25 protein-coding genes and 3 tRNA genes are annotated in these 19103 nt (G+C 54.3%); 15 read left to right on the top strand and 13 right to left on the bottom strand.

What is annotated here, in order from left to right:
* Positions 1 to 37 precede the first annotated feature (37 nt).
* The 3 genes from ACP4CD_RS06435 (at position 38) to ACP4CD_RS06425 (ending at position 341) form a co-directional block, all read left to right on the top strand.
* A tRNA-Ala gene (locus ACP4CD_RS06435) sits at positions 38 to 113 on the top strand.
* A gap of 18 nt (positions 114 to 131) precedes the next feature.
* Positions 132 to 207: transfer RNA gene (locus ACP4CD_RS06430), tRNA-Glu, on the top strand.
* 58 nt (positions 208 to 265) lie between these two features.
* Positions 266 to 341: transfer RNA gene (locus ACP4CD_RS06425), tRNA-Glu, on the top strand.
* A 214-nt stretch (positions 342 to 555) separates the two neighbouring features.
* On the opposite strand, the gene ACP4CD_RS06420 is transcribed toward ACP4CD_RS06425, so the two are convergent.
* From ACP4CD_RS06420 to gshA, 5 genes are read right to left on the bottom strand one after another with little or no spacing between them, the layout of a single operon-like run.
* Positions 556 to 831, bottom strand: coding sequence for an SGNH hydrolase domain-containing protein (locus tag ACP4CD_RS06420; protein WP_426993981.1), 276 nt, complete (start codon positions 829 to 831; stop codon positions 556 to 558).
* Positions 756 to 1895 (bottom strand): acyltransferase family protein, encoded by a 1140-nt coding sequence (locus ACP4CD_RS06415; RefSeq protein WP_426993980.1) that lies wholly within the window; start codon positions 1893 to 1895, stop codon positions 756 to 758. Before ACP4CD_RS06415 ends, ACP4CD_RS06420 begins: the two co-directional genes overlap by 76 nt.
* Positions 1889 to 2521, bottom strand: coding sequence for an acyltransferase family protein (locus tag ACP4CD_RS06410; protein WP_426993979.1), 633 nt, complete (start codon positions 2519 to 2521; stop codon positions 1889 to 1891). The genes ACP4CD_RS06415 and ACP4CD_RS06410 overlap by 7 nt, the downstream gene beginning before the upstream one ends.
* 45 nt (positions 2522 to 2566) lie before the next feature.
* Positions 2567 to 3295: a phosphoadenylyl-sulfate reductase gene (locus ACP4CD_RS06405; protein ID WP_426993978.1), complete on the bottom strand. Its 729-nt coding sequence runs from the start codon at positions 3293 to 3295 to the stop codon at positions 2567 to 2569.
* Between the two features lie 4 nt (positions 3296 to 3299).
* On the bottom strand, positions 3300 to 4886 hold the full coding sequence (gene gshA, locus ACP4CD_RS06400; RefSeq protein ID WP_064024848.1) for a glutamate--cysteine ligase: 1587 nt from the start codon (positions 4884 to 4886) through the stop codon (positions 3300 to 3302).
* A gap of 197 nt (positions 4887 to 5083) precedes the next feature.
* Here gshA and recQ point away from each other — a divergent pair, with 197 nt between their 5' ends.
* Entirely contained in the window at positions 5084 to 7207 is a 2124-nt protein-coding gene (gene recQ, locus ACP4CD_RS06395) for a DNA helicase RecQ (protein WP_426993977.1), read from the top strand.
* On the opposite strand, the gene ACP4CD_RS06390 is transcribed toward recQ, so the two are convergent.
* Genes ACP4CD_RS06390 through ACP4CD_RS06380 form a run of 3 tightly spaced genes read right to left on the bottom strand, consistent with a single transcriptional unit; the run spans position 7195 to position 8379 of the window.
* The gene (locus tag ACP4CD_RS06390) at positions 7195 to 7638 is read right to left on the bottom strand and encodes a DUF1249 domain-containing protein (RefSeq protein ID WP_064024830.1); all 444 of its coding nucleotides are present in this window, start codon (positions 7636 to 7638) and stop codon (positions 7195 to 7197) included. The two genes, recQ and ACP4CD_RS06390, sit on opposite strands and share 13 nt — an antisense overlap.
* A gap of 1 nt (position 7639) precedes the next feature.
* Positions 7640 to 8044 carry a 6-pyruvoyl trahydropterin synthase family protein gene (locus ACP4CD_RS06385; RefSeq protein ID WP_426993976.1) on the bottom strand — a complete coding sequence of 135 codons (405 nt, stop codon included), beginning with the start codon at positions 8042 to 8044 and terminating at the stop codon, positions 7640 to 7642.
* Between the two features lie 35 nt (positions 8045 to 8079).
* On the bottom strand, positions 8080 to 8379 hold the full coding sequence (locus ACP4CD_RS06380; RefSeq protein ID WP_064024826.1) for a PilZ domain-containing protein: 300 nt from the start codon (positions 8377 to 8379) through the stop codon (positions 8080 to 8082).
* A gap of 238 nt (positions 8380 to 8617) precedes the next feature.
* Between ACP4CD_RS06380 and ACP4CD_RS06375 the strand changes: the two genes are divergently transcribed.
* The 11 genes from ACP4CD_RS06375 to ACP4CD_RS06325 all read left to right on the top strand — a co-directional run bounded on the left by ACP4CD_RS06375 (position 8618) and on the right by ACP4CD_RS06325 (position 15670).
* A complete protein-coding gene (locus tag ACP4CD_RS06375; RefSeq protein WP_426993975.1) occupies positions 8618 to 9631 on the top strand; it encodes a tryptophan--tRNA ligase in 1014 nt (337 codons plus the stop codon).
* A gap of 41 nt (positions 9632 to 9672) precedes the next feature.
* Complete coding sequence (locus ACP4CD_RS06370; RefSeq protein ID WP_426993974.1) at positions 9673 to 10428, top strand: YdcF family protein; 756 nt, start codon at positions 9673 to 9675, stop codon at positions 10426 to 10428.
* A 73-nt stretch (positions 10429 to 10501) separates the two neighbouring features.
* Positions 10502 to 12316 (top strand): ABC transporter ATP-binding protein, encoded by a 1815-nt coding sequence (locus ACP4CD_RS06365; RefSeq protein ID WP_426993973.1) that lies wholly within the window; start codon positions 10502 to 10504, stop codon positions 12314 to 12316.
* A gap of 593 nt (positions 12317 to 12909) precedes the next feature.
* Positions 12910 to 13140, top strand: coding sequence for a hypothetical protein (locus tag ACP4CD_RS06360; protein ID WP_426993972.1), 231 nt, complete (start codon positions 12910 to 12912; stop codon positions 13138 to 13140).
* A 13-nt stretch (positions 13141 to 13153) separates the two neighbouring features.
* Entirely contained in the window at positions 13154 to 13384 is a 231-nt protein-coding gene (locus tag ACP4CD_RS06355) for a hypothetical protein (RefSeq protein ID WP_426993971.1), read from the top strand.
* A gap of 13 nt (positions 13385 to 13397) precedes the next feature.
* Positions 13398 to 13637 carry a hypothetical protein gene (locus tag ACP4CD_RS06350; protein ID WP_426993970.1) on the top strand — a complete coding sequence of 80 codons (240 nt, stop codon included), beginning with the start codon at positions 13398 to 13400 and terminating at the stop codon, positions 13635 to 13637.
* 3 nt (positions 13638 to 13640) lie between these two features.
* Positions 13641 to 14171: an REP-associated tyrosine transposase gene (locus ACP4CD_RS06345; RefSeq protein WP_426993969.1), complete on the top strand. Its 531-nt coding sequence runs from the start codon at positions 13641 to 13643 to the stop codon at positions 14169 to 14171.
* Between the two features lie 35 nt (positions 14172 to 14206).
* Positions 14207 to 14446 (top strand): hypothetical protein, encoded by a 240-nt coding sequence (locus ACP4CD_RS06340; RefSeq protein WP_426993968.1) that lies wholly within the window; start codon positions 14207 to 14209, stop codon positions 14444 to 14446.
* Between the two features lie 3 nt (positions 14447 to 14449).
* Complete coding sequence (locus ACP4CD_RS06335; protein ID WP_426993967.1) at positions 14450 to 14980, top strand: REP-associated tyrosine transposase; 531 nt, start codon at positions 14450 to 14452, stop codon at positions 14978 to 14980.
* Positions 14981 to 15081: 101 nt separating this feature from the next.
* A complete protein-coding gene (locus tag ACP4CD_RS06330; protein ID WP_426993966.1) occupies positions 15082 to 15318 on the top strand; it encodes a type II toxin-antitoxin system VapB family antitoxin in 237 nt (78 codons plus the stop codon).
* Entirely contained in the window at positions 15287 to 15670 is a 384-nt protein-coding gene (locus tag ACP4CD_RS06325) for a type II toxin-antitoxin system VapC family toxin (RefSeq protein WP_426993965.1), read from the top strand. Before ACP4CD_RS06330 ends, ACP4CD_RS06325 begins: the two co-directional genes overlap by 32 nt.
* A gap of 57 nt (positions 15671 to 15727) precedes the next feature.
* On the opposite strand, the gene ACP4CD_RS06320 is transcribed toward ACP4CD_RS06325, so the two are convergent.
* Genes ACP4CD_RS06320 through ACP4CD_RS06300 form a run of 5 tightly spaced genes read right to left on the bottom strand, consistent with a single transcriptional unit; the run spans position 15728 to position 18789 of the window.
* Positions 15728 to 16579 carry a DUF4435 domain-containing protein gene (locus ACP4CD_RS06320; RefSeq protein WP_426993964.1) on the bottom strand — a complete coding sequence of 284 codons (852 nt, stop codon included), beginning with the start codon at positions 16577 to 16579 and terminating at the stop codon, positions 15728 to 15730.
* Positions 16563 to 17933 (bottom strand): AAA family ATPase, encoded by a 1371-nt coding sequence (locus ACP4CD_RS06315; RefSeq protein WP_426993963.1) that lies wholly within the window; start codon positions 17931 to 17933, stop codon positions 16563 to 16565. The genes ACP4CD_RS06320 and ACP4CD_RS06315 overlap by 17 nt, the downstream gene beginning before the upstream one ends.
* 24 nt (positions 17934 to 17957) lie before the next feature.
* Positions 17958 to 18119 (bottom strand): hypothetical protein, encoded by a 162-nt coding sequence (locus ACP4CD_RS06310; protein WP_426993962.1) that lies wholly within the window; start codon positions 18117 to 18119, stop codon positions 17958 to 17960.
* An 11-nt stretch (positions 18120 to 18130) separates the two neighbouring features.
* Positions 18131 to 18526: a type II toxin-antitoxin system VapC family toxin gene (locus ACP4CD_RS06305; protein ID WP_426993961.1), complete on the bottom strand. Its 396-nt coding sequence runs from the start codon at positions 18524 to 18526 to the stop codon at positions 18131 to 18133.
* Positions 18523 to 18789, bottom strand: coding sequence for an AbrB/MazE/SpoVT family DNA-binding domain-containing protein (locus ACP4CD_RS06300; RefSeq protein WP_426993960.1), 267 nt, complete (start codon positions 18787 to 18789; stop codon positions 18523 to 18525). The genes ACP4CD_RS06305 and ACP4CD_RS06300 overlap by 4 nt, the downstream gene beginning before the upstream one ends.
* Positions 18790 to 19103: the final 314 nt, after the last annotated feature.

Genomic DNA, 19103 nt, shown 5'->3' with positions numbered 1-19103 from the left:
AGATTTTTAAGTCTGTATAATAGTCGGAATCAGCTACGGGGCCATAGCTCAGCTGGGAGAGCGCTTGCATGGCATGCAAGAGGTCAGGAGTTCGATCCTCCTTGGCTCCACCAATAGTTGATTTCGTCTTAGTCCCCATCGTCTAGTGGCCTAGGACACCGCCCTTTCACGGCGGTAACCGGGGTTCGAACCCCCGTGGGGACGCCAACGCACTCGGTGTGTTGTTCGAAAAGCAATTCTAAAATCCGCAGTAAAAATGTTCTTGGTCCCCATCGTCTAGTGGCCTAGGACACCGCCCTTTCACGGCGGTAACCGGGGTTCGAACCCCCGTGGGGACGCCACTTCTTGCAAACCTCGCTGGTACGCGTGAGAACGGTCTAAACCCGGTTCCGGGCTGAGTTGTCGCGAGCGACCACCCCATTCGCTATTTGCTCGTGCGTTTCTACAAACACCCACTTCCAGAAATTCCGGTAACCGATAGACGCTAGCTGGCGGATGTGTGGCGACCGGTTCGGTGTGGGGCCTAGGGATTCAGCGCGGATTGGAGTAGTGACACTAGGGGTCTTGGGAGCTAGGCGTTTCCAGTTTGGATAAGCCTAACTGCGGTACCGCCCATTCCGATCCTGCTACCGATAAGTGCCCGCCGTCTTTGTAAATCGACGTGCCGTCCGCCAACCGCGTCCGACAGTATCCATCCTCGCATAAAATATCGTCGAAGCGCAGTAAACTACTCCGACTGCGTTGTTGGACTTCGGTCAAGCTGTCGATAATGCCGCGCTGATAGACTTGGTGTTCTTCGAAGCGAAAATTGCAGTCGTTACGGCCAAGCACCAGCAAGCCGCTTTGCTTGTGTCGCCAACATTCGCCGACATCGAACCCAGGTCTGGGGGCGGGGCGATCAATACCGGTATTTTGCCGCTAGCGGTCAGTCTGGCGAGTGTGGTCAACATTTGTTCTACCGCGAGCGCGCGGTTGCCGACGATTTTTTTGCCTTGATAAAATTGCGTCAGTTCGCCTTCGTCGAAATAGCCGGAGTAGGGCGAACTCATGATCACGTAACGGATCGACGGACTGGATTCGATAAAGCGGATGGCTTTTTCATTGAAAGCCATACAGCGTTCGGCCCAAGTTTCATCGTAATTTTTGTCTAGCGAAGCCAGACCCAGGATTGGCGCGCAGGCTGCCATCGTAATCTGGATCATCGATTCGGCGATCGGTTTTTCGTTTTGCAAGCCGGGTATCAAATGCATCGTGTAACTATCGCCCCACAGCGCGTAGACCGGTTGCGCGGCGGAGCTGCATTGTTCCGGGTGCTCGAACACCAAACTGCCCGCGGAGCAAGCCTGCTTTAAGCCCCAATTCGGCGTCCTCGAGGTAGGTTTGGCGGCGGAGCCATTCCATGACCTGAGTAAATCGGCGGATAGCGGTGTTATAACCACCAACAGCGACGCGGCGGCCAGCCGTTTAAAGGTCTTATTTCGATTGACTTGCCAGCCGTAGCGGAAGCGCTGTTCCACGTATTCGAATTGTAGATAAGCCAGCACCAGTGCGGCGAGCAACAGCAGGTATTTGACGTATAACGGGACGGCGTCGAGATAGGCGGTTCTGGCCAATGCAAATAGCGGCCAATGTACCAGATAGAGCGAATACGACCAGTCGCCCAGTTTTTCGACGGCGCGGGTCAGTAAATTTTGTGCTAGCCAGTCACTATTGCCGGCAATCAGCAAGGCCGTGGCCATCACCACTAGCAGCGCATCAATACGGGGATGGGCGCTATCGATAGGCGCGGCGCATAAATAGCCAATCAGCAGCAAGGCCGGTAGTTTGACACGCTTGGTTACGTTTAAGGCAGGGGCTTTCAACATGCGCCAAGCCAGCAGCGATCCGGTCAGCATCTCCCAAGCGCGGGTGGGTAGGAAAAAAAGGCGGCAGTCGGCGAGTCGAGTTCGGGCAAGCGCCAATAACTCAGCCTAAAACTGACGAAAATCAAGCACAGGCTCAGACTGAGCAAGGTCGCGACTGCCAGTGCCGGAAAACGCCAGCGGGGCCTGATCAAATAAAGCATCAGTGGAATGCACAAGTAATATTGTTCTTCGACCGACAACGACCAGGTATGCAGTAGCGGCTTACTTTCCGCCGCGGTTTCGAAATAACCGGACTGAAACGGCAATACAATATTGGCGGTAAAGGTGACGGTCCCGATCAGTTGCTTAACGAAGTCGTCCCACTGTTCAGCGCTCAGCACCGTCGCGCCGAGCAGGCTGGTAAAAATCAACGTGCAATAGGCGGCGGGCAACAGCCTTTTGGCGCGTCTGGCATAAAAGCGCGGGAAGGAAAAGCGGTCGGCGGCCAGGTCCCGCAGGATAATCGACGTGATTAAATAGCCGGAAATCACGAAAAACACGTCCACGCCCAGATAGCCGCCGCTGAGCGGAACGACTTCCGAGTGGAAAATCAGCACGGCGAGGATCGCGATGCCGCGCAAAAACTGTATGTCGGGACGCACGGACGTGGTTTTCATGGCCGGCAAAGCTGGAGCAATGATTATAGGAATCCTGGGATTGGCTTACTCAGGCGTCTTGACGTTTCCTCCGTGCAAGCCGCATTCTTTCTTGGTGGCTTCTTCCCACCACCAGCGGCCGGCGCGTTCATGCTGATTGGGCAAAACCGGCCGGGTACAGGGCTCGCATCCGATACTGATATAGCCGTGTTGGTGCAAGTCGTTGAACGGCACCTGATAAGCCTCGATGTAATCCCAAACCTGTGCCGACGACCAATTCAGCAGCGGATTGAATTTGATTAGCTGCTTGCCCGGTCCGGAAAAGCCGGCGTCCAGTTGCACTTCCGGAATATCGCCGCGCGTGTCCACGCTTTGATCCTTGCGTTGGCCGGTGATCCAGGCATCCAAGCTAGCCAACTTGCGTTTCAACGGTTCGACCTTGCGGATGCCGCAGCATTGCTGGTGGCCCTCATCGTAAAAACTGAACAAGCCTTTTTCCTTGATGAAGGCTTCCAGACTGACGTAATCGGGGCTGAGAATCTCGATCGCGATGCCGTAATGTTTGCGTACCCGGTCGATAAAGCGGTAAGTCTCGGGATGCAGCCGGCCGGTATCCAGCGAAAACACCTGTATGTCTTTTCTGATTTGCAGGGCCAGATCGATCAATACCACATCCTCGGCACCGCTGAATGAAATGGCGATATTGTCGAAATGGGCCAGCGCGGTTTTCAGGATGGTGCGGGGATTCTTGCCTTGTAGTTCGGATTCAGCGGTAATAAGGTCGAATGCGGTCATCGGTTCAGCTCTGGGCGAAATAACGGGATAAATATTCGTCGAAGTCCAACGTGTCCGAGGCTTCGATGTCGCGTTGTTTTTGTAGCGAAGCGGCGGCCATCGCCTCGAATTGTTGCTGGGTCGCATCGTCCAGCGGCTCGGCGTTGAAATAATGCTTGTGCAGCGCCGATGTGTTGCTGGCGAAACAGCCGAATTCCTGGCCGTTCTCGCGCATGCAGGCCAGGATGCGCGCCGATGGCGTCAAGGCCGGATTGTCCACCACCGCCAGTTGCTGTTGCAAGGCCAATTGATAGGGTCTATCCAGGCTGCCTCGGTCCAGCACCGCGCAGATTGCTTGCATCGCGTAGAGAATATCGTGGGCCCATTGTTGCAAGGTCAGGGTTTGGCCGTTGCGGCTCAGCTCCAGTCCGGGGCGGCGGCCTTGATTGGCTACCAACAACTGGTTGCTATTGTTGACCTGAAACTCGTCCGGGCATTGCGGTGGGCTGTCTTGGAGCAGACAGTACAGCAAAAACGCTTCCACGAAGCGGGCGGTGCTTTCGTCGATGCCGATCGGATTCAGCAGATTCAAATCCAGCGAGCGCATTTCCACGTAAAGCACCCCGCGTCGCTTCAGCGCCAGCGTCGGTTTTTCGCCGGATTGGGCGATTTGCTTGGGCCGCATCGTGCTGTAAAACTCGTTCTCGATTTGCAGGATGTTGGCGTTCAGTTGTTGATATTCGCCGTCGACCTTGACGCCGATTTTTTCGTAATCCGGGTAAGGGGTGCTGATCGCGGCCGTCAAACTGTCGACGTAACCGTCCAGCGAGTTGTAGTCGATTTTCAAGCCCGCCTGGTTTTTGCTCTTGTAGCCGATGTCGCTCATCCGCAGCGAGGTGGCGTAGGGATGAAATAGTGTGTGTTCGTCGAATTCCTTGAATTGCTCCATCAACTGCGGGCGGCTTTTAAAGAAGCTTTTGCAGATGGCCGGCGATGCGCCGAACAAGTATAAAATCAGCCAGCCCTGGCGGTGGAAATTGCGGATCAGCCCGAAATAGGCCTTGGAAATAAACTCTTCCAACGTGGCGCCGTTGCCGGCGTAGCTATATAAGGCCGGCCACAGGGCTTCCGGAACCGAATAATTGAAATGAATGCCGGCGATGGCTTGCATCGTCCGGCCGTAACGGTGCCATAAACCCTTGCGGTATACGTGCTTCATCTTGCCGATGTTGGAGCGGCCGTATTCGGCGATCGGGATACTCAAGTCGCCGTCGATACCGCAGGGCATGCTGGTGGCCAGCAACATCTCGTCGCCCAGATGCGGATAGACGAACTGGTGCAACTGGTGCATGTAATGCAAGGTTTGCTTGATGTCGGAGAACGGCGGCGTGATGAATTCCAGCAGCGCTTCCGAATAATCGGTGGTCAGGTAAGGATGGGTCAGCGCCGAACCCAAGGCCTGCGGATGCGGGGTTTGGGCAATCACACCGTGCTCGGTAATGCGCAGGCTTTCCTTCTCTATGCCTTTCAGCCCCTGTTTTAGTAGATATTGTTGATCGTTGTCGATCAGGTACTTCAGGCGGTCGGGTAACTCGCAATAGGTGATGTTCATCGAATCAGTGATTAAGCGCCGAGGCGTCTCCAAGAAGCCCGGCATTATATAGGGGAGGGGGATTTGTTGAAATCGGTCGACCGTTCGGCGCGAATTGCTGTTTGGGATCGGAGGCGCGTGCCGGGCGGCCGCCGGCGCCAACTATGTTTTAATATGCGATGCTTTCGTTCCGATCTATCCATTTCTAATATCGATTCATGACCGCCAATCCCGCCCTGGACGTCCTGCGCAACGTGTTCGGCTATGCCAGTTTTCGCGGCCCGCAGCAGGCCATCATCGATAGCGTCGTCGCCGGGCAAGATGCGTTGGTGCTGATGCCGACCGGCGGCGGCAAGTCGCTGTGTTACCAGGTGCCGGCCTTGGTCAGGGACGGCGTCGGCATCGTCATTTCGCCGCTGATCGCGTTGATGCAGGATCAAGTCAGCGCCTTGCACCAGCTCGGCGTGCGCGCGGCGTATTTGAATTCGACGCTGGATTTGGAACAGGTTCGCGCCACCGAGCAGGCTTTGCTGAACGGCGAACTGGATTTGCTGTACATCGCGCCGGAGCGGCTGGCGAATGCCCGAACCCAGGCCTTGTTCGGCCGTTGCCGGATTGCGTTGTTCGCGATCGACGAAGCGCATTGCGTCTCGCAATGGGGCCACGATTTTCGCGCCGATTATCTGCTGCTGTCGGTGTTGCACCAACAATTTCCGCAAGTACCGCGCATCGCGCTGACCGCTACCGCCGACGAGCGCACCCGCCAGGAAATCATCGTCCGTTTGGGTCTGGAGCAGGCGCGGGTCTTCGTCAGCGGCTTCGACCGGCCCAATATTCGCTACCGCATCGTTCAAAAAGACAACGCCCGTCAGCAACTGCTGAACTTCATCCGCACCGAACATCCCGGCGATACCGGCATCGTTTATTGTTTGTCGCGCAAAAAAGTCGAGGAAACCGCCGATTGGCTGAATCAAAAAGGTTTGCGGGCCTTGCCTTACCACGCCGGCATGGATCATGCTCAGCGCCAGAAAAACCAGCATCAGTTTTTGATGGAGGATGGCCTGATTATCGTCGCGACCATCGCTTTCGGCATGGGCATAGACAAACCCAACGTGCGCTTTGTCGCTCATCTGGACTTGCCTAAAAGCGTCGAAGCCTACTATCAGGAAACCGGTCGGGCCGGCCGCGACGGCCTGCCGGCCAACGCGTGGATGGCTTACGGCTTGCAAGACGTGTTGACGTTGCGGCAAATGTTGGCGTCGTCGAACGCCGACGAGGCGCATAAGCGGGTCGAGTACCACAAACTGGATGCGATGTTGGCTTTATGCGAGATGGTCAGCTGCCGGCGCCAGGCGCTGCTTGGCTATTTTGGCGACGAACTGGAGCAGGGTTGCGGAAACTGTGATACTTGCCTGGAGCCGGTGGCGACCTGGGATGGCAGCGTGGCCGCCCAGCAGGCTTTGTCCTGCATTTACCGCACCGGCCAACGCTTTGGCGCGACATATTTGATCGACGTATTATTGGGTAAGAGCGACGAGCGAATTCGCAACAACGGCCACGACCGGCAATCGACCTTCGGCATCGGTAAGGCGCTGGACGAAAAAACCTGGCGCTCGGTGTTTCGCCAGTTGGTCGCCAAGTCGTTGGTCGAAATCGACTTCGAGGGCCACGGCAGCCTGAAACTGACCGAAGCGTGCCGGCCGGTATTGCGCGGCGAACAAACCTTGATGCTGCGTAAGGATGTACAAACCGCGAAGGTTGGCCGCGACCGGGTCGAAAAACGCCAGCCCGGCGGCGCGGCCGACAGCGCGCTGTGGGAAGCCTTGCGCGCCAAGCGCCGCGAACTGGCCGATGCGCAGGACGTGCCGCCCTATTTCATCTTCAACGACGCGAGCTTGATGGCGATGGTCGAAAACCGGCCGCGCGATCACCAGCAATTCGCGCGCATCTCCGGCGTCGGCCAGCGCAAATTGGCATTGTACGGCGACGATTTTCTGGCCGTGTTGGCCGAGTTCGACGACCGTCCGTCAGGCGACACCGTTGGCGAAAGTTTGGCCTTGTTCCGCTTGGGCTACAGCGTCGAGCAGGTAGCCGGCCAGCGCGGTCTGACGGCGGAAACCGTGTACAGCCACATGGCCAAGGCGCTGGAAGCGGGGCTCGTCGAGCTGAATGAAGTATTGAGTTTAGGCTCGAACGAAATCGCCGAAATCGAGCAAGCGATATTGGCTCTGCCGGAGGCGCAACGCAATGCGTTAAAACCGGTTTACGAACAATTGGGCGGGGCTTACGGTTATGGCGTGCTGCGCTGCGTGCGGGCCGCCTTGCAGCGTCAGACGGCGTGAGGCCTGGAATCGAAGCGGTATTCGGTTTTCAGGCAGTGGTCCAGCCACTTTTCCAGGAAGTAATTCAAGCGCCATTTGTAATTCTGGATTTCCAGTAAACGGCCCGGATTGGGGAATACCTGATCGACGGCTGGCCGTTCGTGATCGCGGATTGCTTCGGCCAGTTTGGCGTCCAGGTAAATGCGGATCTTGACCGCCGGTACCATCAACTCGCTCAAATGGGCGCCGAAGCAGTGGCTGAGTTCTATCGTCAAGGTATAAGGATTGCGCTCCAGCACTTCCAGATGCAGGGCCGGCTTGTTGCCGGTGATGCCGACCGCGGTCTTATCGAAGGCACTCAGATTGGGGATTAGCCGGAACAATTTCTGGTAGTTGGATTCGCACAGCTTTTCCAGGCACAACGAGGTATTGACCGGGTGAACCAGGCTCATGTCAGTCTTCCCGGTAACAGGCGCAGGCGCTGGCGGTTTCCCACAGTACCACCTGATCGACGTCGAAGCCGCGTTGCTTGACGTATTGGTAAATCATTTTACTCAGCACTTCGGCGGTAGGATGCTCGTCCAGCGCTAGAAATTGCTCGTTGTGTGCCGTCAGAGCCGGAATCAGCGGATCGTCCTTGTGTAACAGAAAATTGTGGTCCAGCACGTCGTCGATGAAAGTTTCCACGCAGGCCTTGACGTCGGAAAAGTCGCAGACCATGGCTTGCTCGTTCAAACTGTCGCTACGGATCGAGATGCTGGCCTTGACGCTATGGCCGTGCAGGTTGCGGCACTTGCCCGGATGGTTCATCAACCGGTGGCCGTAGCAAAAATAAACTTCTTTGGTGATGACGAACATAGATTTGAGTTTACTTCCCTGTCGAGGGTGGCGGGTCAATTACCCTTGATGCTTTTAATCGAGGCGGCGATTTCATAGCTGGCATCGGCTTGCCGAACGCTACGCACCACCTCGATGAAGGCCGTCATCGGCGGGGTGATCGAGGTTTTCGGGATAATGCTGACTTCCATCGCCGCGCCGATGTCGAAGGACCGTTCCGCGATAAACGACACGCCGGCTCCGCTCAAGGTCAAGCAACGGCCCACCTTGATTTCGTCGGAATCCGCCGCCCGGTAAGTGATGTCACAGTCCACATCCATCCGGATGTAATCGCGTTTTTCGTCATGAGTCAGCATGGGCCCTCCGCGTGGTTCCAGCAGTGATAGTAAATAAACCGGATTGAGTGTACATAAAAACGGGCGATTCTGCTTGGCAAATAGCCCTGAGTTCGCGGCCGCGCCCGGCCTTTTTGTCCGGCTTGTGACGGCTCCGACAAGCCGACGCGTAACGGCTTAGCCCGCGTTTTGCGCCTGACGCGGCGGGGCGATTTGTGTAAAATCCCGCCACTTTTCTCGACAGTCTTTAGGCATACGCATGAGCAAATCCATCGTTCTGACCGGCATCACCACCACCGGCACGCCGCATCTGGGCAATTACGCCGGGGCGATTCGGCCGGCCATCCAGGCCAGCAAGGACGAGCAGGTCCGGCCGTTTTATTTTCTGGCCGACTATCACGCGCTGATCAAATGCAACGAGCCGGCCAGGGTCAAGCAATCCAGCCTGGAAATCGCCGCCACCTGGCTGGCGCTGGGCCTGGATACCGCCAACGCGGTGTTCTATCGCCAATCGGACGTGCCGGAAATTCTGGAACTGACCTGGATGCTGACTTGCGTGACCGCCAAGGGCTTGATGAACCGCGCGCATGCGTATAAGGCCGCCGTCGCCGAAAACGAGGAAACCGAGGGCAACGATCCGGACAAGGGTATTACGATGGGCTTGTTCAGCTACCCGATCCTGATGGCGGCCGACATCTTGATGTTCAACGCCAACAAGGTGCCGGTCGGCAAGGATCAAATCCAGCACATCGAAATGGCCCGCGACATCGCCAGCCGCTTTAATCATATCTACGGCGAGCACTTCGCGTTGCCGGAAGCGGTATTGGACGACAACGCCGCGACCTTGCTGGGTCTGGACGGCCGCAAGATGAGTAAAAGCTACAACAACACGATACCGCTGTTCGAGCCGGAAAAGAAACTGCGCAAGCTGATCAACAAGATCAAGACCAATTCGCTCGAGCCTGGCGAACCCAAGGACACCGAAGGCTGCACGCTGTTCGGCATCTACCAGGCCTTCGCCAACCCGCACGAAGTCGAGGCGATACGCCAGCGCTACGCCGAAGGCATAGGCTGGGGCGAAATGAAGCAAGTACTGTTCGAAAAAATCAACGACGAGATCGCCCCGGCCCGCGAACGCTACGAAGCCTTGCTGGAAGCGCCCGAGCATATCGAACAGCAATTGCGGGAAGGCGCCGAAAAAGCCCGCGCCATCAGCCGGCCGTTTATCGAAACCTTGCGCGAAGCGGTGGGGATTTCCCGGCTGCACGGCTAAGCGCGCCGTCGGCGGTGGCGGGTTAACGGACACCGGCGCCGATGTCGTTCATCGCGCTCTATATCGCCAAAGCGTTGTTGTTGCCGCCTATGGGCTTGCTGTTGGCGGCGATCCTGGCGCTGGCCGGCAAACGCAAATCCGGAGGATGCGTGGCGCTGATTTGTCTGATCTTGCTGTTGCTGTTGAGCTTGCCGGCGGTCGTCAATCGCCTGGCGCTGGCTTGGGAACGCTTTCCGCCGTTGGCACGGGATGCTTACTCGCAAGTTCAACCCCAAGCCCTGGTGGTGATCGGCGGCGGCTTGCTGTACGGCGAAAGCGAATACCCCGACGGCGTGACCCTGCATCCGCGCAGCCTGATTCGGGCGCGGTACGCCGCCAAATTGGCGCTGGCCTTGAATCTGCCGGTGTTGGCCTCCGGCGGCGGCAGTCCGGAAGCGCCGGAGATCAGCGAAGCCGGCTTGATCGCGGAGATGCTGGAAAACGAATACGGCGTCCCACAACCCTGGCGGGAAACCGCCAGCCGCAACACCGCCGAAAATGCCCGTTTCAGTTACGCGCTGTTGCACGAGCTCGGCATCGACAGCATCGTGCTGGTCACCCAGGCCTACCACATGCCGCGCGCCGAGCTGGAGTTTCGCAAGGCCGGTTTTCAAGTAGTGCCGGCGCCCACCGCCTTCATCGGCCACCAAGGTCCGTTGAGTTGGGCCGATTGGGTGCCGTCGTTGTCGGCCTGGCCGAACGTGTTCTTGCTGGCCCACGAAGCGGTCGGCATGTTCTGGTACCGTTTACGGTACTGATTCGAATCCCGCCAACCGGGCGCGGGTCGGCCGATTCGTTATAATGGCCCTTGCTTCGTTCCCCGTTTCCGTCATGCTCAAATCCCAGTCTCCGGCGGACTTGCGCCGTTCCGCCGACGCGCCCGCGCTGCCCACCGGCTTGTTTCGTTTCGTATTGTTTTGTCTGCGGCCCTACCGTTGGTTACTGTTGCTGATGTTGATCCTGGAGACCGGTCAGGCGGCCGGCGGCATCCTGGTGCCTTACGCGGTGAAGGCCTTGATGGATGCGGTGGCCGCCGCGCCGCCGGGCGGCGATTGGTGGGCGGTGTTCCGCGAACCCTTGATTCTGCTGGCGGCGCTGAATCTCGGCGAAATCGTTTCCAGCCGGGCCAGCGGCGCGGTGCTGATTCTGATCGGTCCGCGTTTGCGCCAAAACACCACCCGGATGCTGTTTGCTTATCTGCAATGCCACGCGCCGCGCTACTTCGCCAACCACTTCGCTGGCGGCCTGGCGCACCGGATCAGCGAAACCGCGATCAGCGTCAATCACACCACTTGGTCCGTCATTTGCGATTTCTGGCCGATCGGCGTGACCTTCGCGGTATCGATCGGCCTGTTGCTCAACGCCCATCAAGGTTTGGGCGGCTATGTCGCCGGCTGGGTCGGCGTGTACGTGCTGATTTCCTATTGGCTGGCGACCCGTTGCCAGCCTTACGCCCAAAACTACGCGGCCACCCGCAGCCTGGTTAACGGCAAGATCGTCGATGCCGTGACCAATATCCTCAACGCCAAGTTGTTCGCCCGCCTCGGCGCCGAGCGCGAATACCTGGACGGCTATCTGGATACCGAATTGAAAACCGCCCGCCGCACCTTCTGGTACATGGAGCGGGTGCGCTGGTTTCAATTCACCGCCGCCGCGATCCTGAAGATCGGCACGATCGCCTATGCCTTGCAATTGTGGCGCGACGGCGCGATCGGCGTCGGCGACTTCGCGATGGCGACCGGTTTGGCCTTGCTGATCATCAACGACGCCCGCAACCTGAGCCGGCGCTTTCTGGAGTTCTTCGAATACGTCGGCAACGTCGCCAACGGCGTCGAAACCATCGTGCAAAGCCACGAAATCGTCGATGCGCCGGACGCGCAAGCCTTGCAAGTCAGCCAGGGACGGATCGAGTTTCGCCAGGTCTGTTTCGGATACGAGCCCGAGCGCCGTGTGTTCGACCGGCTTAACGTCACGATAGAACCGGGCCAGCGGGTCGGGCTGGTGGGCTTCTCCGGCTCCGGTAAATCGACGTTCGTCAACCTGATCCTGCGCAACTTCGAGCCGCAATCCGGGCAAATCCTGATCGACGGCCAGGACATCGTCGCGGTGACCCAGGCATCCTTGCACAGCCAGGTCAGCTTGATCCCGCAAGACCCCAGCCTGTTCCACCGCAGCCTGCGTGAAAATATCGGCTACGGCCGGCCGGATGCCGACAGCGCAGCCATCGCCGCCGCCGCCCGCCTGGCCCACGCCGATGGCTTCATCGACGCGATGCCGGAAGGCTACGAGTCGCTGGTCGGCGAGCGCGGCGTCAAACTCTCCGGCGGCCAGCGTCAACGCATCGCCATCGCCCGCGTCATGCTCAAGGACGCGCCGATTCTGATCCTGGACGAAGCCACCTCCAGCCTGGACTCGGTCACCGAAAAAACCATCCAGGAAAACCTGGAGCGGGTGATGGGCCAAAAGACCGTCATCGCGATTGCCCACCGTCTTTCCACGATCGCCCATCTGGACCGCATTCTGGTATTCGATCAGGGCCGCATCGTCGAAGACGGCAGCCATCAGGAATTGCTGGACCGGCAAGGCTTTTACCACCGCTTGTGGACGATGCAAGCCGGCGGGTTTTTGCCGGAGGACGTGGTTTAGCCGCGCGATCAGGCCGGTTTGCGCGCTTGGTTTTTCGGGTGCGCGAGTGACGGACGGCCAGCCGATGCCGATACAGGCCGAGGTTTGGTGGATGAGGTTACGCTAAGCCGATCGGCGAACTTCTCGTCCGGGCCTCGGAACTCGACCAATGCCTTGCCGGCACAAATGCCTAAACAGCTCGCCGGATCGGCGGTCACCTCTAGCGGCAACAAGCCGAGCGCCAGCTGCAACGCCTGCATTTTGCCAAAGCCGCACAGAAACGGGATCGCGAATACCAGCCCTGTAGGGTGGGCACGGTTTTTGTGCCCACACGGATTTCTTCGTCCCCCATCAATTGAAAAAATGTCTCGTTTGATGGGTGCCGAAAATCGGCCCGCCGACGCCAACTTTTTGGTCCATCGCGTGTGATTTTCGACGGTAGTCGCCAACGGTCGGATGGTTGGTGCGTTCCGGTGAGCCGTTGGCGCCAACGGCCGGATTGGTGGCGCGTTCCGGTGAGCCGCTGGCGGCAACGGCTGAATTATCATCGTTCCCACGCTCCGCGTGGGAATGCAGCCCCGGACGCTCGGGCGTCTTTATGAATCAAGTAAAGCATGGGAAGAAGCCGTTATCTCATCACCGAAGCCGACAAACCCCATTTCATGACTTGCACCGTCGTGGAATGGCTGGCCGTGTTTACCCGCCCGGAAACCGTGCAAATCGTCCTCGACAGTTGGCAATACCGACGCCAACACACAGATTTAAAACTCTACGGTTACGTGGTTTATCATCGTTCCCACGCTCCGCGTGGGAATGCAGCCCCGGACGCTCGGGCGTCTTTATGAATCAAGGTAAAGCGTGGGAAGAAGCCGTTATCTCATCACCGAAGCCGACAAATCCCATTTCATGACTTGCACCGTCGTGGAATGGCTGGCTGTGTTTACCCGCCCGGAAACCGTGCAAATCATCCTCGACAGTTGGCAATACCGACGCCAACACACAGATTTAAAACTCTACGGTTACGTGGTTTATCATCGTTCCCACGCTCCGCGTGGGAATGCAGCCCCGGACGCTCGGGCGTCTTTATGAATCAAGGTAAAGTATGGGAAGAAGCCGTTATCTCATCACCGAAGCCGACAAACCCCATTTCATGACTTGCACCGTCGTGGAATGGCTGGCCGTGTTTACCCGCCCGGAAACCGTGCAAATCATCCTCGACAGTTGGCAATACCGACGCCAACACACAGATTTAAAACTCTACGGTTACGTGGTTTATCATCGTTCCCACGCTCCGCGTGGGAATGCAGCCCGGACGCTCGGGCGTCTTTATGAATCAAGGTAAAGCATGGGAAGAAGCCGTTATCTCATCACCGAAGCCGACAAACCCCATTTCATGACTTGCACCGTCGTGGAATGGCTGGCCGTGTTTACCCGCCCGGAAACCGTGCAAATCGTCCTCGACAGTTGGCAATACCAACGCCAACACACAGGTTTAAAACTCTACGGTTACGTGATTTTGGAAAACCATCTGCACTTTATCGCCCAAGCCCCGGAACTCGACAAATGCGTTGCCAGCTTCAAAGCTTATACCGCCCGCCGGATCATCGACCACCTCCAGCGGCAACACGCCGAGCGCCTGCTGCAACGCCTGCATTTTGCCAAAGTCGCACATAAACGGGATCGCGAATACCAGTTCTGGCAAGAGGGCGTACATGCCGAAATGATTTTGAACGAAGCAATGATGCGGCAGAAGCTGGACTACATCCACGCCAACCCGGTCAAGCGCGGTTATGTCAACTTACCGCAGCATTGGCGTTATTCCAGTGCCGCCAACTATCAAGGCTCGGCGGGGGTGATGGAGATAGACGTTTGGTGATGGACGCTGGAGCGTCTTTATGAATCAAGTAAAGCATGGGAAGAAGCCGTTATCTCATCACCGAAGCCGACAAACCCCATTTCATGACTTGCACCGTCGTGGAATGGCTGGCCGTGTTTACCCGCCCGGAAACCGTGCAAATCGTCCTCGACAGTTGGCAATACCGACGCCAACACACAGATTTAAAACTCTACGGTTACGTGGTTTATCATCGTTCCCACGCTCCGCGTGGGAATGCAGCCCGGACGCTCGGGCGTCTTTATGAATCAAGGTAAAGCGTGGGAAGAAGCCGTTATCTCATCACCGAAGCCGACAAACCCCATTTCATGACTTGCACCGTCGTGGAATGGCTGGCCGTGTTTACCCGCCCGGAAACCGTGCAAATCGTCCTCGACAGTTGGCAATACCAACGCCAACAAACAGGTTTAAAACTCTACGGCTACGTGATTTTGGAAAACCATCTGCACTTTATCGCCCAAGCCCCGGAACTCGACAAATGCGTTGCCAGCTTTAAAGCTTATACCGCCCGCCGGATCATCGACCACCTCCAGCAACAACAAGCCGAGCGCCTGCTGCAACGCCTGCATTTTGCCAAAGTCGCACATAAACGGGATCGCGAATACCAGTTCTGGCAAGAGGGCGTACATGCCGAAATGATTTTGAACGAAGCAATGATGCGGCAGAAGCTGGACTACATCCACGCCAACCCGGTCAAGCGCGGTTATGTCAACTTACCGCAGCATTGGCGTTATTCCAGTGCCGCCAACTATCAAGGCTTGGCGGGGGTGATGGAGATAGACGTTTGGTGATGGACGCTGGAGCGTCCGAGGCTGCGTTCCCACGCGGAGCGTGGGAACGATTAAAAATATTTGATACAGTACATCATCAGAATTGATGTCGAGAAAACACCATGAGAACCACCGTAACCATTGACGACACCTTGTATCAAAAAGCCCTGGAAATGGCCGATCCGGACATGGACAAGGCCGAAATCTTCCGGGAAGCGATGAAAACCTTCGTGCGGATTCAGGCCGCCAAGCGCTTGGCTGCGTTAGGTGGAACCATGCCGGAGATGGCGGATATTCCCGAGATCGCCGACAAACCGAACCGTCTGCATGATATTGGTCGATACCTCGGTTTGGGTTGACCATTTCAAAAATCGCAACGAAGACCTGGTGCGTTTGCTTGTTTCCGATTCGGCGTTGATTCACCCGCTGATCGTTGCCGAATTGGCTTGCGGTACGCCGCCCGCGCCGAGAACCCAAACCCTGAACAACCTGCGTCAGCTAAGGTATTGCAATCAAGCTGGTTTGCAGGAAGTGGAAGACTTTATCGAACGTGAAGCGCTATATGGCTTGGGTTGCGGGCTAATCGATTTGCAGTTGCTAGCCTCGGTTTTGATCACGCCCGGCGCCAAGCTGTGGACGTTGGACAAGCAGTTGGCGAAACTTGCCGAGCGGTTTGGTGTGGCTTATCAAGCTTCGCCGACTACGAATTGATTTACATGTTCCGTGCGGTTCGTTACCTCACCGCACGCCACGAAATACTGGGCTTCGCTATGTGGCTACGAATTTTTTGGACTCATTCAATAATTCAACATTGCACCTTATTGCAAGACGTAATTTAATATTTATATTTGTGGCTTTAGATTTGGTAATAGTTCTGAAGCGTGTTAATAGAAGCGGTAATAAATAATCTTTTGCAGATACATAAACATATAAGCTGTCATGATTAATAGGAACTATCGACTCGATTTTCTTTCTTACAGCATCAATTTTCTCATGACTTACTTTTCTTGATACTTCATTTCCTAAATATTTTATTCTTTTTTCTATCTTGTCTTTATCCACAATCCCTTTGTCTGAAGAGACTAACTTTGTTATTGGGTAACTGACAGTTTGTAACTCTGGAGTCAAGGTAAAGCTTATTCCATATTCAATAAAAAGATAAAGAAGATGAGTGTAATTGTCCTCAAGCCACTCGGTATAATTAAACTTGTGTATTAATTCATCTCGATCAATTACGTGGCTTTCTTCGTTCAATAATTGATAGATTTGGTCGATGTCCAGTAAAATATTCTCAACGCAATAACATGGCAATACAAACAGACCTCTTTCGCTTCTTAATCTATTTTCTTGCATTAAAAATAGGTCGCCATCAACAACAAAGAGAGTTGGTCTTTTTAAATTGCTGCATTGCTTGCGATGCTCCCTGACTACTGCACATCTATCTCCTAAAGGAAATACTTTTGAAACTTTGTAATGTCCTTGGAAGACTCGACTGAAGAGTTCTTTGAATATTTTTTCGTATCCTTCAGCGGTGTCTTCAATATATATATCAATATCGTTAAAATCTTCGAATAATACTGACTTGGCTGACTTAGCAGCGAGACTACGTTCTGGAAGCATTTTGTTGCCTACATTTAATGGCTTTATTTTTGTTAATTCCAATTATCTCTGGGGAGTGAGTGGCAAGTAAAAACTGAGAAGATGGTCCTATTTTTAAAATGGTTTCTGCAAATTTTTCTTGCCAAACTAAGTGTAGAGAGAGTTCGGGTTCGTCAATAATAAATACAGTATTCTTACGGCCATATTGGTTAAAAAAGGCATGAGCAAATATTACTAGTAATTGCCTCTCCCCTGAGGAAAGTCCCTCAATACTGCAATGCTTGCCATCTGGTCTTTCTACATCTAAGCGGCCTACAGTATCTATAGAAAGCTTTTTATTTGAGTCTTCATAGAATTCGTTAACAGTAGATAAAAAGTCATTAATTGGTTTGAAAAGGGCGTCAATTTTTGATTTGTGCTCATCGATTACTTCAACTACCTTTGATATACGGTCAATCTGAGCTTTGTTTGTAAGCCATTCTATAGTTACGCCACCTTCATCTTTTGTTAATTGCATAGTTTCGAACAATGATGTTAATCGGTCAAAAAATGTATCAACTTCGGTTATTAATCGATTATCTCGAGTGCCAATTTTTGAAAGAGCGTCTTTAATTTCTTTACGCCTAGCCAGCAAACTTGTTTTTTCAGACCAGAAATCTTCTTTGTTAGGTGTCAAACTGAAGTCAAATTCTGTATATTGAAATGATGATGACAGAATGCTATCTCTTAGTTTATCGGCTTGCTTTTCTTCACTGTTTTTGAGCTCTCGATACGCATTTTGAACTAGAAACTCTGTTTCCATAAGGCTAATACCTAAGGAGCCTCTAATCAATCTTTTAGCAGAGACCGCTCTACTATTTAATGAATTCTTTAGCCATAATTCTCTTTCCACATAATAGCTTCTATTCTCCGTTTCTCCGTTTTCTCGGCGTCGCTCTAGGCCAAGAAATATTGGCGAGGGAAGTTTCGATATTTTTTTAATTATCTGGTGGTCAGCATACTTTCTATTGGTTTCGTTGATTAGCTCATCCATTCCTTCCTTTTTTGCGGCATAAAACTCAAATTCTTCTTTAGAATAATTGGGCAGATCTAGTTTTTCATCAACATCATTGATTGACAGCTCGACGTATTCGCTATTAGCTTTGGCTTGGATATTGACAATCTGTTCATTGTGATCAATAGTTAGTTCTATCGAATCAAAAGATATGGTAAGTAATTCTTTAAAGTTCGGAACTAAAAGCGCATTTATCAACTTTAACGCAGTTGTTTTTCCTGTGCCATTTCCACCAACTAAAAAATTTATATCCTTGTTAAAAGAAATATCAAAATCAAGATAACCATAGACATTTATTGCCTTGAATGTTTTTAAGAACATTAGATTTAATCCTATAATTAATATTTAACGAATAATCAATACGCCTGTGCCCCAAACTTCAAGGCCATAAGCCGCAATAACCAACGGGCATTGCGCCGTATTGGGCCATGTTGTTTTGGTGATGTTCTTATTGGGCTGACGAGTCGTATCTGCCCGGTTTATTGAAAGGGCATTGCCGTTGGACATATGTCAGCGCTTCAAATCGGTAAAACCCGCACTTCCGGCGTGATACCGGCCTCGCGCGCTGACTTGCAAAACTCGCGATCGAAGGTATGCATCACGGCTTTACCGCAAGCCGCCAGATGCAACGCATCGGCAAAATCGGCGCCTTGCGCGTACCATTCCAGCGCATGACTGACGGCTTCGGCATCCTCGACCACCGTGTTGTCTACTTCCAGCAATGCCGAGAAAAATGCGCTGAGTTGGTCGCGGGTTTTCTTGTAGCGAGCGCGCAGCACCCATTCGGTTTCCAGCAGAACGGTGCGCGAGATAAAAATACTATTGCTGGCAATCAATTGGCGAACCACGGCGACCTGTTCCGGATGATCGTCCACCAGCGCCCGCACCAGCAGGTTGGTGTCAAAGGCGATCATGAGGCATCCGAACGGTCTTCTTCGTTGAGGTCTACCGGCTGGCATAAGGCTTCAGTGGAAAGCGCCGGACCGTCATGCTTGAGCATGCCGATCAAGTCAGACAAATTGCTGCCGGTTTTCTTCGGCACTGCTTTAAGGGTAACGCCTGAGGCATTGGCGATCAGCGTCAACTCCGTGCCGGCTTCCCAATGCAGTTCGTCGCGTATTTCCTTGGGGATAACAACCTGGCCCTTGCTGGATAGGGTAATCGTGGCGGTAGACACTGGCATACTCCTTCGAGTAAGACAAAAAGTAAGCCGGATTATCCGCTGGCGATGGCTCGTTGACAAGTTTGGGGTGGTGTCTATATCTGGATAGCTTTTGCGGCTCCATGTTGCTTGATGGAAACGGATTTCGACATCGACACCCCGATAATGATCTAGGAAAGACACCTCAATGAATAATCTGCACAATTTTCAGATCCGTTCCAAGGCTTCCTGGCCACAGTGTGTACTTGGCTAATTTTCGTTGGATGGCGCCGAACAATAAAAAACCCGCGAAGCCAGTAAACTTGCGGGTTTTTGAATTGGGTTGCATC

Source organism: Methylomonas stagni, assembly GCF_050154735.1.
Taxonomy (GTDB): domain Bacteria; phylum Pseudomonadota; class Gammaproteobacteria; order Methylococcales; family Methylomonadaceae; genus Methylomonas; species Methylomonas koyamae_A.
This window is presented reverse-complemented; position numbering and strand designations above follow the sequence as displayed.

Bases quoted from the DNA above. Each gene is read 5' to 3' on its own strand.
- ACP4CD_RS06415 (WP_426993980.1), bottom strand. From the start codon at position 1,895: ATGCTGACCGGATCGCTGCTGGCTTGGCGCATGTTGAAAGCCCCTGCC.
- ACP4CD_RS06410 (WP_426993979.1), bottom strand. From the start codon at position 2,521: ATGAAAACCACGTCCGTGCGTCCCGACATACAGTTTTTGCGCGGCATC.
- ACP4CD_RS06405 (WP_426993978.1), bottom strand. From the start codon at position 3,295: ATGACCGCATTCGACCTTATTACCGCTGAATCCGAACTACAAGGCAAG.
- gshA (WP_064024848.1), bottom strand. From the start codon at position 4,886: ATGAACATCACCTATTGCGAGTTACCCGACCGCCTGAAGTACCTGATC.
- recQ (WP_426993977.1), top strand. From the start codon at position 5,084: ATGACCGCCAATCCCGCCCTGGACGTCCTGCGCAACGTGTTCGGCTAT.
- ACP4CD_RS06390 (WP_064024830.1), bottom strand. From the start codon at position 7,638: ATGAGCCTGGTTCACCCGGTCAATACCTCGTTGTGCCTGGAAAAGCTG.
- ACP4CD_RS06385 (WP_426993976.1), bottom strand. From the start codon at position 8,044: ATGTTCGTCATCACCAAAGAAGTTTATTTTTGCTACGGCCACCGGTTG.
- ACP4CD_RS06380 (WP_064024826.1), bottom strand. From the start codon at position 8,379: ATGCTGACTCATGACGAAAAACGCGATTACATCCGGATGGATGTGGAC.
- ACP4CD_RS06375 (WP_426993975.1), top strand. From the start codon at position 8,618: ATGAGCAAATCCATCGTTCTGACCGGCATCACCACCACCGGCACGCCG.
- ACP4CD_RS06370 (WP_426993974.1), top strand. From the start codon at position 9,673: ATGTCGTTCATCGCGCTCTATATCGCCAAAGCGTTGTTGTTGCCGCCT.
- ACP4CD_RS06365 (WP_426993973.1), top strand. From the start codon at position 10,502: ATGCTCAAATCCCAGTCTCCGGCGGACTTGCGCCGTTCCGCCGACGCG.
- ACP4CD_RS06360 (WP_426993972.1), top strand. From the start codon at position 12,910: ATGGGAAGAAGCCGTTATCTCATCACCGAAGCCGACAAACCCCATTTC.
- ACP4CD_RS06350 (WP_426993970.1), top strand. From the start codon at position 13,398: ATGGGAAGAAGCCGTTATCTCATCACCGAAGCCGACAAACCCCATTTC.
- ACP4CD_RS06345 (WP_426993969.1), top strand. From the start codon at position 13,641: ATGGGAAGAAGCCGTTATCTCATCACCGAAGCCGACAAACCCCATTTC.
- ACP4CD_RS06340 (WP_426993968.1), top strand. From the start codon at position 14,207: ATGGGAAGAAGCCGTTATCTCATCACCGAAGCCGACAAACCCCATTTC.
- ACP4CD_RS06330 (WP_426993966.1), top strand. From the start codon at position 15,082: ATGAGAACCACCGTAACCATTGACGACACCTTGTATCAAAAAGCCCTG.
- ACP4CD_RS06325 (WP_426993965.1), top strand. From the start codon at position 15,287: ATGATATTGGTCGATACCTCGGTTTGGGTTGACCATTTCAAAAATCGC.
- ACP4CD_RS06320 (WP_426993964.1), bottom strand. From the start codon at position 16,579: ATGCTTCCAGAACGTAGTCTCGCTGCTAAGTCAGCCAAGTCAGTATTA.
- ACP4CD_RS06315 (WP_426993963.1), bottom strand. From the start codon at position 17,933: ATGTTCTTAAAAACATTCAAGGCAATAAATGTCTATGGTTATCTTGAT.
- ACP4CD_RS06310 (WP_426993962.1), bottom strand. From the start codon at position 18,119: ATGTCCAACGGCAATGCCCTTTCAATAAACCGGGCAGATACGACTCGT.
- ACP4CD_RS06305 (WP_426993961.1), bottom strand. From the start codon at position 18,526: ATGATCGCCTTTGACACCAACCTGCTGGTGCGGGCGCTGGTGGACGAT.